Source organism: Psittacicella gerlachiana, assembly GCF_003585965.1.
GTDB classification, from domain to species: Bacteria; Pseudomonadota; Gammaproteobacteria; order Enterobacterales; family Psittacicellaceae; genus Psittacicella; species Psittacicella gerlachiana.
This window is the reverse complement of sequence record NZ_NRJF01000065.1, coordinates 1-9561: the sequence shown is the minus strand read 5'-3', so window position 1 is coordinate 9561 and position 9561 is coordinate 1. Positions and strand designations below refer to the sequence as shown.

9 protein-coding genes are annotated in these 9561 nt (G+C 34.0%); 3 read left to right on the top strand and 6 right to left on the bottom strand.

From position 1 onward, the window contains the following. Window positions 1–820: 820 nt before the first annotated feature. The gene (locus CKF59_RS02815) at window positions 821–1789 is read left to right on the top strand and encodes an LLM class flavin-dependent oxidoreductase (RefSeq protein WP_119534470.1); all 969 of its coding nucleotides are present in this window, start codon (window positions 821–823) and stop codon (window positions 1787–1789) included. Window positions 1790–1895: 106 nt separating this feature from the next. On the opposite strand, the gene CKF59_RS02810 is transcribed toward CKF59_RS02815, so the two are convergent. The 6 genes from CKF59_RS02810 to CKF59_RS02785 all read right to left on the bottom strand — a co-directional run bounded on the left by CKF59_RS02810 (window position 1896) and on the right by CKF59_RS02785 (window position 6991). Next, complete coding sequence (locus tag CKF59_RS02810) at window positions 1896–2822, bottom strand: LysR family transcriptional regulator (RefSeq protein ID WP_119534469.1); 927 nt, start codon at window positions 2820–2822, stop codon at window positions 1896–1898. Further along, the gene (gene tsaA, locus CKF59_RS02805; protein WP_119534468.1) at window positions 2815–3801 is read right to left on the bottom strand and encodes a tRNA (N6-threonylcarbamoyladenosine(37)-N6)-methyltransferase TrmO; all 987 of its coding nucleotides are present in this window, start codon (window positions 3799–3801) and stop codon (window positions 2815–2817) included. Before tsaA ends, CKF59_RS02810 begins: the two co-directional genes overlap by 8 nt. Window positions 3802–3807: 6 nt before the next feature. Then, entirely contained in the window at window positions 3808–5127 is a 1320-nt protein-coding gene (locus CKF59_RS02800; RefSeq protein WP_119534467.1) for a tyrosine-type recombinase/integrase, read from the bottom strand. 85 nt (window positions 5128–5212) lie between these two features. Next, entirely contained in the window at window positions 5213–5917 is a 705-nt protein-coding gene (locus CKF59_RS02795; RefSeq protein ID WP_119534466.1) for a tetratricopeptide repeat protein, read from the bottom strand. A 204-nt stretch (window positions 5918–6121) separates the two neighbouring features. Next, window positions 6122–6550 (bottom strand): tetratricopeptide repeat protein, encoded by a 429-nt coding sequence (locus tag CKF59_RS02790; RefSeq protein ID WP_119534465.1) that lies wholly within the window; start codon window positions 6548–6550, stop codon window positions 6122–6124. An 18-nt stretch (window positions 6551–6568) separates the two neighbouring features. Continuing rightward, window positions 6569–6991 (bottom strand): tetratricopeptide repeat protein, encoded by a 423-nt coding sequence (locus CKF59_RS02785; protein ID WP_119534464.1) that lies wholly within the window; start codon window positions 6989–6991, stop codon window positions 6569–6571. A 334-nt stretch (window positions 6992–7325) separates the two neighbouring features. On the opposite strand from CKF59_RS02785, the gene CKF59_RS02780 reads away from it, so the two are divergent. Together CKF59_RS02780 and CKF59_RS02775 are read left to right on the top strand one after the other, a co-directional pair. Continuing rightward, window positions 7326–8246 (top strand): ABC transporter substrate-binding protein, encoded by a 921-nt coding sequence (locus tag CKF59_RS02780; protein ID WP_119534463.1) that lies wholly within the window; start codon window positions 7326–7328, stop codon window positions 8244–8246. A gap of 30 nt (window positions 8247–8276) precedes the next feature. Further along, window positions 8277–9206: an ABC transporter substrate-binding protein gene (locus tag CKF59_RS02775; RefSeq protein ID WP_222985530.1), complete on the top strand. Its 930-nt coding sequence runs from the start codon at window positions 8277–8279 to the stop codon at window positions 9204–9206. Window positions 9207–9561: the final 355 nt, after the last annotated feature.

The window sequence follows — 9561 nt, the reverse complement described above, 5'->3', positions numbered from 1 at the left end:
TTTTAGGTTGTTGTTCTAATGTCATTTTTAATATCAACTTATAGGTCTTAGCTTACTTAGCACTAGTACACTAAGAAGAAAAAAGGGATTATAAAAACAAAATGTAATAAATTATTTCATTTTATTCACAATGTGCTAATAAACAAAACACTTTACTTAAAACTAGATTAAATTTTAAATAAGTTTTTTAATCGTGCTAATTATACAAGGAATCTATATTTTTCGTTTAATTTTTTTCTCAAATAGATCCCTAGCTTTTATTCGGTCGAAGATTATACCACTTATCTACAATTTACAAAATTTTTTTCATTATCTAATTTTGCTTATTAACTTAATTTGCTTATGAGCTTGATTAAAGTTTACCGTTTATTTTGTTTTGTTGCTGGCAACAATAATATAAGTTTTTGTAATAAATTTCTTACTTTTTTTGGCAAAAGCTTGTATTTTGCTCACCATAAAAGTATTTTTATATCTTTTTGCGACTAAAAATACGGAAAAGGCTTAATAAATACTCAACAAATGCTTGAGATTTCTTGCTTAGTCTTTGACATTTTCTTTTTAGTACTAGCAAAAAGTATAACTCTCTAACTAGAAAATACCTAACACGTCTCTTAGTTATAAATCCCTCTTATGTAAAGATACTTAAGAAATTAACTAGAGCTTCTTACCCTCTTTCTTGATTTTACTATTCCTTAGTTTTCAGCTTGATTTCTCCATTCCTCAATTATTTCTACTTAGTGTATCCCTAGAGGATACAATATATCTCTTATAATAGAGATATAAAATATAAGCTCTTAAAAACAAAAACAAGGAACAAAATATGACACAAGCAAAATTACCTCTAGAATTACAAAATCACCAAGCATTTACGAGAGTTTTTGCTCCTCATAAGCTAACTCTAGGCTTAATTGCTCCTTTTAATGGTTATCCCACTCCGTTTCCGGATTTAAGTAACCAAAAGCAACTCTTAGAAATGATCGATAACTCTCCAATTGCAGCTATTTGGGTAAGAGATGTACCTTTTTACGATCCTAGGTTTGGCGATGTAGGACAAGGTACAGATCCTTTTGTCACCCTTGGTTATTATGCCGCCGTAACCAAAAATGTAACGCTTGGCAGTGCTGGAATTATTGCAACCTTACGTAATCCGATAGATATTGCTAAAGCCGTAGCCTCTGTTGATTTAATTTCACAACAAAGATTTTTACTCGGACTAGCTACCGGAGACCGTCCAGGCGAATATGCCCCTTACGGTTATAAATTTAACAACCGTGCTGAAAGATATCGTGAAACTTGGGAACTTGTTCATAAATTATATACTACAGATTTTCCAGAGTTTACCACCGAGAACTATGGTAACTTTAGAGGAGATTTGGATTTTTATCCTAAACCTAAACAAGCAATTCCGATGCTCACCATTGGCAGATCTCGTCAAGATCTAACATGGATTGCCCAAAATGCCTCCGCATGGATTAATCATGGCTTAATTCATAATCCAGAAAATCTTGCCCACATGGTGCACGAACTTGCTAGCTATGCTCCAAATAAATGGACTCCACTTGGAATTGGTCTTTTTCTTAATTTAGATCCAAACGACAATACTCCTTTAGATCTCGGTCCATTTTATGTTACTGCTGGTAGTAAAGCTCTTGTTGCCTTATTTAAACAACTCGAAGAGCTTGGAGTAAACCATGTTAGTCTCAATTTAAAACCAAGTTATCATGAAAGCCAAGAAGCAACTTTAAAAAGATTTATCGATACTGTCGCCGTCCATTTTCCTCATCATTAATAAAGATAAAAGCAAGGAGTTAGTTCCTTGCTTTTATCTTTAAATTAAAATAACCTTTATCGCTTAATTTTATTATCATTAACTCGACTTTAATTTTCTTGCTTCTTTAATGTTGCTGTAATTGTTGGAAAGAGACTGAATTAACTAGTAAATCAATAAAAGCTCTTACTTTAGGAGAAAGATTACTTTTTGAAGGATATACTGCTCGCATAGGGGTAGAAAAGAGTTCATACTCAGGTAAAACCTGTACTAATTCTCCACTCTTTAAATAAGAAGCAACATAAAACCAAGGCATATACAAGATCCCTTTATCGGCTAGACAGAGATCTAGTAATAACTGAGCATTATTTGCTCGTTGCATAGTTTGTGCTTCGCGAGGATGAAAACTCACTAGTTTCCCCTCTTGCCTAAAATGCCAAGGTAAATCAATAAAATTAAAATTATAAAAAACTAAGAGTTGCTGTTGAGCTAAATCTGCCACTTCTTTAATTTTGGTGCTGGAGGCTAGATATCTCGGGGTAGCTACTGCAACTAGAGCATATTCTCCTAAATATCTTGCCCATAGTTGATTATTTGCAACGGTATCCCCAATACGAATCCCTAAATCAAAGCCCTCAGAGACTAAATCAAGCAAACTATCAGTATAAGAAACCTCAACTTCCACTTGCGGATATAAAGTCAAATACTGATTAATAATTTGATTGAGAAAAGAAGCTCCAAGAACAATAGGAGCGGTAATTCTTAACTTCCCTGTAGGTGTACCTTTACGTTGTTGCAATACTTGATAGGCTTGTTCGATTTGCTCCACCACCAGTTCACAGTGTTGTAAAAATACCTTGCCTTCATCAGTTAAACTAAGTTTACGAGTTGTCCGCTGAATTAAGCGTACATCTAAAGACTTTTCTAAACGAGCAATTCTTTTGCCTACCGCTGAACGTGTTAAACCTAATTTCTTTCCCGCCTGAGCAAAGGATCCTGACTTTGCCACCAAGGCAAAGGTTAAGACATCTTCGACATTATTGACTTCAATCATCTACGGTTTCTTCCTTGCCAATATAAGTTATCCTTATCTCTCTAAGAGGCTGATGATAATTAAACAATCTCGAAGTTTCCCTCTCTTCGTTTTGTCCTTTACTATTATTCTCTTGTTCTTTGCTAGTCTTCTCTTGTTCTTTAATGGTTTTCTCTTGCCATTGCACTTCGAGACCGGCAAATTTCATGCCCAAGTGTAACACTTCTTGCTCTTTATAAGCTGGCTTAGGATTTAAAGCTATGAGCTTTAAGAGAATGCGACTTAAATATACTAACTTCGCAAGCTGTTCTTGAGTTAGAGTAGAAAAAGGAGTATAGTTAAACTCTTCTTGCCATAATTGCTGTTCTTGGGCGGTAAAAAACTCTTGGCAAGCATAGGTACTTTCACTTAGTGGTAATAAATCCCTAGGCTGTAAATCCCACACTACCCCTGCAACTTGTGGTAGTAAACTAAATGAGGGAAACTCACCTTTTACTTGGATTTTTGTTTCTACATTTACTTGTGGAGTTTGTACATATCCGGTTTTTACCTCTTGCTCTTGTGGAGCATCTGCAAAAGGTAAATAAGGCTTAATATCGACAATTGGGGTTTGATCAATTAAATCACAACCTTGAATAATTAAACTCGCCTTACCTTGAGCATCAATTTTTACTTCTTTTAAGGTAACTAAGGACAAGCTTAAATTATTCGGACGAAAAGAACTACGACTTGCAAACACTCCTACTCTTTGATTCCCCCCTAAACGAGGAGGACGCACCATCAGCCTTTGTGCATTCGCTTCTTGCACATTAGCATGAAACACTCCAATTAACCACAAGTGACTAAAGCCTTGTAACTCAGCAACCGCTTGAGGATTGTTATAAGGAGGCAAGAGTTCTACTTTACAAATTAATTCGTTATTTAAGCTCCCCTGTCGAGGCATGCTAAATTTATCAGTTAATAAAGAGTTAATCTTCCCTATAGGTTTTAATGCAAACATAATTAATTATTTTTTCTCTATATTATAACGAATTTGTTCGAGACGTTCGATGAGAGTTACTACCGAAGTACTACTGAGGAGGTTAAACCAATAGCGATACAAACGACGTCTTAATTTTAAATCATCTTGACGATCATAAGCACTGTCTACGGGATTTAAATATTTTCTTTTATGAGCTAAACAACGAGAAATTGCTCCCTCAGCCTCCGGAAACTGACTAATAAGACTGGTATAAAATAAAGCTCTAAACCCATGGAGAGTCCAAGCTTGAGGAAAATCTAAAGAATAATAATGTTTGGTAGTTAACACCTTACGCAACGCCCGCTTTTGTTCTTGAAAACCTTCAAGCAAACGTAAACAACGTAACAATAAAGGATCTAGAGGAACTTGATGTTCACGCTTAGCTTTCATGCGTTGAGCGGGTAATAGCCAAAGTTTGCGTTTTAAATCTAGTTCTTGCGAAGAAAAATAAAACACCTCATTAGCTCTACATGCACTTAGCAAGATTACGAGAATAAAAGTAACCTTATAAGCACGACGAGGAGTTAAAAATTTAGCTAAAGCTTGTAAAAAAGGCTCTACTTGCTCGAGGGTTAAAGAGGCTTGAGGTTTAGGATTAGCACTATGCGCAAAAATCGCTTTCATACTCAAAGGCTTAAAACTAGAGATTAACTCTTGCTCAACGCCATGTTTTAAGAAGAGATTTAAATGCCCAATTACTAATTTGATTTTTGCAAGATGCCCTTGTTCGTACAGAGCATTTAAGCTTTGACGTAAATAAAGATTGGTTAATTGCTCTACAGGTAAATCTAAGAGTTGCATTTGAGCAAAAAAATTGATACTTTGCTGTAAAGATAACAAGGTATTTTTACGTAAATGTTGCTCATAAAATTTTAAATAATCTTGACTAAGAATCCGTAAACTTAAACTTGGTTTTTGGTAATGTGGGGTTAATAGGGTTACACGCTGTAAAATCTCTTCAATACGAGTACTTAACTCAACAAAACGAGAAAGATTAGCTCTAAACTCTAAGTGCTGGATATGGCTTCGAGCTTGGGCAAGGGTCATCCAAGGTTTATCTGCAAATCTTTGTCCTTGCTCCAATAACTGTTGATCAAGAGCAAATTTGGCAAAAGTATAACGACAATACTTTTGTTTTTGCTGACAAAAATAACGCCAAGACCAACTTCCTACCCCCAGTTTATGTGCTGAAAGTCTTAATTCCAAACCAGCTCCATCAACTAAAACCTTCTCTCGTTTGTACTTTCCCGCTCGTAATTCCTTTAGAGCTTGATTAATTTTACTTTTGGTTATTTTCTTATTCATAAATTCCTCATGTGTCAAATATGAATAATTTAACAAAAGCAAAATTGCCTAGTGCAAAAAAGCACTAGGCAAAATTTAAACAAATTTAATCTATCTGCGAAATAATATTACTTACGTCAGGAGTTACTTTTAATTGTTCCTGAACTTCTAAATTACGTAAAGCTTGTTGAGCGGGAACATAACCATCAAGAGCTGCTTGTTGATAATACTCTTTAGCCTTAATTAGGTCTCTTGTAAGCGAACCTAAGCCATATTCGTAAAAACGTCCTAAGGCAGTTAACGCTGGAGCGGCAATAATATCACCTCGTTGTGCCGAGCTAGTATACCAACGTATAGCTTGTTCCATATCTTGGTTTACACCTGTCCCTGTTTCATAGAGATAACCTAACCAGTATTGTCCGGTAATATCTCCTCTTTGAGCAGCTAAAACAAAATACGCAAAAGCTTTCGTAGTATTAATCTTAACTCCCATGCCATTTAAGTAGATTAAACCTAAATAACGAGGGGCTTTAAAATGACCTTGACGAGTTGCACTGACAAAATAAGGAATTGCTTTGACAAATTCTCCTTTTTCATATAACTCTAAAGCTCGCGAAAAATTCTCTTTTTTGTCGCGTAAAACTAATACATGAGTATTTTCCACTTCATCCTTACCAGCTAAAGCTTGTAATAGTTGTTCTCTCGTAGTTAAACCATTTGGATCTTGCGTATTATCATTAGCATAAATGCTAGTAGTTAATCCTAAACTTACTAAGAATATTAACGCTAAATGAAACCTTACACCTAACATAACTTCTTCCCTCCATATCCATTGGTAAAATTTTATGAGGTACTTTAAACCAATATGCAATAAATCTAAGTAAAATTCGGAATTATTTATATCTTCACAAACTTAAAAATCAAGTTCTAAGCCCATGTTTATATAGCATACCTAATCTTATTTTACCTTAAACTTTTTCTAACTACGCAAATATTAATAAAAAAAGTTCCAAACTTAAAGTTTAGAACTTTTGTTAATTTTCTCTTTTTCTTCAATATACTGATAGAGAGCATCTGCTCCTGGATATTCACGAGCTGCCGCTTGGGTAGCATATTTACGAGCTAAAGGATAATTGATTTCCATGCCTCCTTTACCATGAGCATAGATATCAGCTAAGCGATACATTGCAGGTGGATAGCCCTTATCCGCAGATAAAGTATAAAACTCAATCGCTTTATCCATAGACTTTAAACCATGATAACCGGTTTCAAAATTATAACCACGGTTATAGAGATCGATTACATCAGGAGGGAAAGGAAAAGGTTGTAAGTCTTCGGGTTGAGCTTTTCCTGTAGTCTCTTTTTGAGCTTCACGAATTTTACGATAAATATTATAGAAAAAGCCTATAATTAAGCAGATTACAAGGATGTGAATCCAAGACATGAAAAATCCCCTAGATAGTTATAAGCTAATTTTTGCTTCCGGATCTTTTTTAAGTTTTAAGATCTCAAGAGCAGTTTTGGCTTTTTGGTGACCTTGTTTCATCGCTTTTTGATACCAAAAAGTAGCTTTTTCTCGATTAATTCCATCACGACGACGAGGATTAGCATAGTATTTACCTAAACGGTATTGAGCTTGAATATGCCCTAAGTTAGCTGCTTTTTGATAGTAGTAACCCGCACGTTCAAGATCTAATTCCTCTTCAGGTGCATTAAATTCATAATAAAATGCGTAGTCAAAAATGGCTTGCGCATCTTTGGCATCAGGAAGCTCATTCGGAGCTTCTACTGCCCTTTGTAAACTCTTTAACCCAGCTAAAGTTGTAGGTTTCTTTTGACTATCAGCATTATCATTGGTGAGAAGGGTTTTGATTTTATTAAGCATAGATCTCTCCTTGATAATTGATGATCATAAAAAATAAACTTGTTATTTTTTCGATAAAAATACTTGATACTTTAAATAAATCCTATCTTTTATTATACCAAAATCGCCAATTCTTACATAAATTATACGGGCATTAAGGAGCTTTAATTTCCCTTTTTATCCTTTTTATAACTAATTTACCTAGTGATAATTTGAAAAAAGCATGACTTTTTACTAGTTTTTCTTATAATAAGTAAGCTTTTCTAGTTTTTATTTTAGAGTTTTAATTTTTAAATTAAACCTGTATTTTAAATCCTAGATTTTTCTAACTAAAAAAAATCACTCAAGAAAAATTATGCAATTAACAAAAATCAATAAGTTTATTACTTTTTGTGCCCTCTTTGCAACTATGGGGATAAATGTAGCTTTAGCTCAAGTAACCGTAAAAGACGCCCAAGGAAATAACTTTATCTATCAAGGAGAAGGGAAAAGAGTTGTTGTCCTTGAGTTCTCTTTTGCAGATGCTTTAGCAAATATTGATGTTAAAGCAGTAGGAATTGCCGATGATGGAAATAGTAATCGTCTCATTCCTATAGTTGCACAAAAACAAGCTGGTTATACTTCAGTAGGAACTCGAGCTCAACCTTCACTTGAAGAAATTGCTGCTTTAAAACCAGATCTAATTATTGCTGACGTAAATCGTCATGCAGCAATTTTACCGCAATTACAACAAATTGCACCAACCATTCTTTTAAATTCTCTTTACGAAACCTACGATCAAGATATTGAAAATGCTCGTACAATTGCCGCTCTTGTCCATAAGAGTGATGTTTTTGATAAACGCCTCGTACAATATCAAGAGCAAATGGCAGCTTATGCAAAACAAGCACAAGCAAATGGCTTATTAGCAACTTTTAATACTAGTCGTGATAAACGTTTTGAAGTTTATACAGGTCAAACTTATCAAGGTGGAGTACTTAAAGCTCTTGGTTATAAAGTTTTAGACAATGACCTCCAATCAGCAACTGGGCGTTACGATGCTTCTTTAGAGCAAGTGGTTAACCTCCAACCACAAGTAATGTTTATTGCCAACTATGTTCCAGATTCTATTTCGAATGTAGTATGGAGTAAAAACCCTTTATGGCAAGTAATTCCTGCCGTAAAAAATAATCGTGTTTACGCTGTAGATAGTAATCTTTGGGCACGTGCTCGTGGTATGTATGCTTCTGAACTCATGGCACAAGAAATTGTTAAAGTTACTTCAGCAAAAAAATAATTTTAGGACTATTTTTCTATTTTAATGTTTATGAATCGCAACTCTATTTTTAAAATTTTTATTCTTCTTATTTTAAGTGTTACTAGCCTATGGGCACAAGCTGTAACGGTAAAAGATGCTCGTGGAGAATTTACTTATAATGGTAAAGCTCAACGTATTGTCGTATTAGAATTATCTTTTGCTGATATTCTTGCACGCCTTCACTTAACTCCAGTAGGTCTTGCTGATGATGGGATGCCTGAACGCTTTTTCCCTGAAGTATTAGATAAAATGGGCAACTATACTAGCGTTGGTAAACGTTTACAACCTTCATTAGAAAAAATTGCAGAATTAAAACCTGATTTAATTATTGCGGACTATGGTCGTCATATGAATATCTATAGCCAATTAGAAGCTATAGCTCCGACTTTAGTTTTAAATACTAGTGATAACACTTATACAGAAGAATTAGATAATGCTCAAATTATTGCCCAAGTAACTGGTACAAGTGCTATTTGGGAAAAAGCTTTAGCTCAACATCAAGAACTAATGCAAAGCTACAAAGATAAAATTAAAGCTAATGAACAATTTGCAATTCTAATTAGTTCTAAGCCTACGGCAATTGGGGTTTCGACAGAAACATCTTTCCCAGGTTCAGTATTAAAGTTTTTAGGCTTTAAAACCGCTACTAAAGAAATGGCAGGTATTTCTCAAAACCGTTTTGATATTAGCCTCGAAACTTTAAATATGTGGCAACCAAGTATAATTTTTGTAGGTTTATATGCACCTAATACTATTGTTGACAAATGGCGTGCAGAAAATAATCCTTTATGGTTAAACCTACAAGCAGTAAAAAATAATTTAGCTTGTAATGTAAATAACAATGATTGGGTAAGATCACGTGGAATTACCGCTGCTGAGCGTATTGCTGAACAAGTTAATAACTGTTTAACACAAGTGCCAAATAAACTTCCTTTTTAAGGATTAACTTTAAAAAAAGTTAACTTTATTCAGTTTACTAATTAATTTAGCTGAATAAATGCAAATTTAAAGAAGAGAACCTTGGAACAAACTCCAAGGTTCTATTTTTTATTTGCGTTCTTCAATTGTTTACTTTTTCAATTGTTTATTCATAGACTAAATTATTTTTCTCTAAGTCTATATTCTCTAAATTTTCCTTTAGTATGCTTCTTAAATCCGTCTTACATTAACTTCAAATTAAACTTTTCTTAATTTTCTTTCAAAAAATAAGAGCTAACTAGTAAATCCTAGTCAGCTCTTATAGTTTTTTAAGGAAGAAGAATGACAATCATTTTTCTTAATTGAATTTAGTATT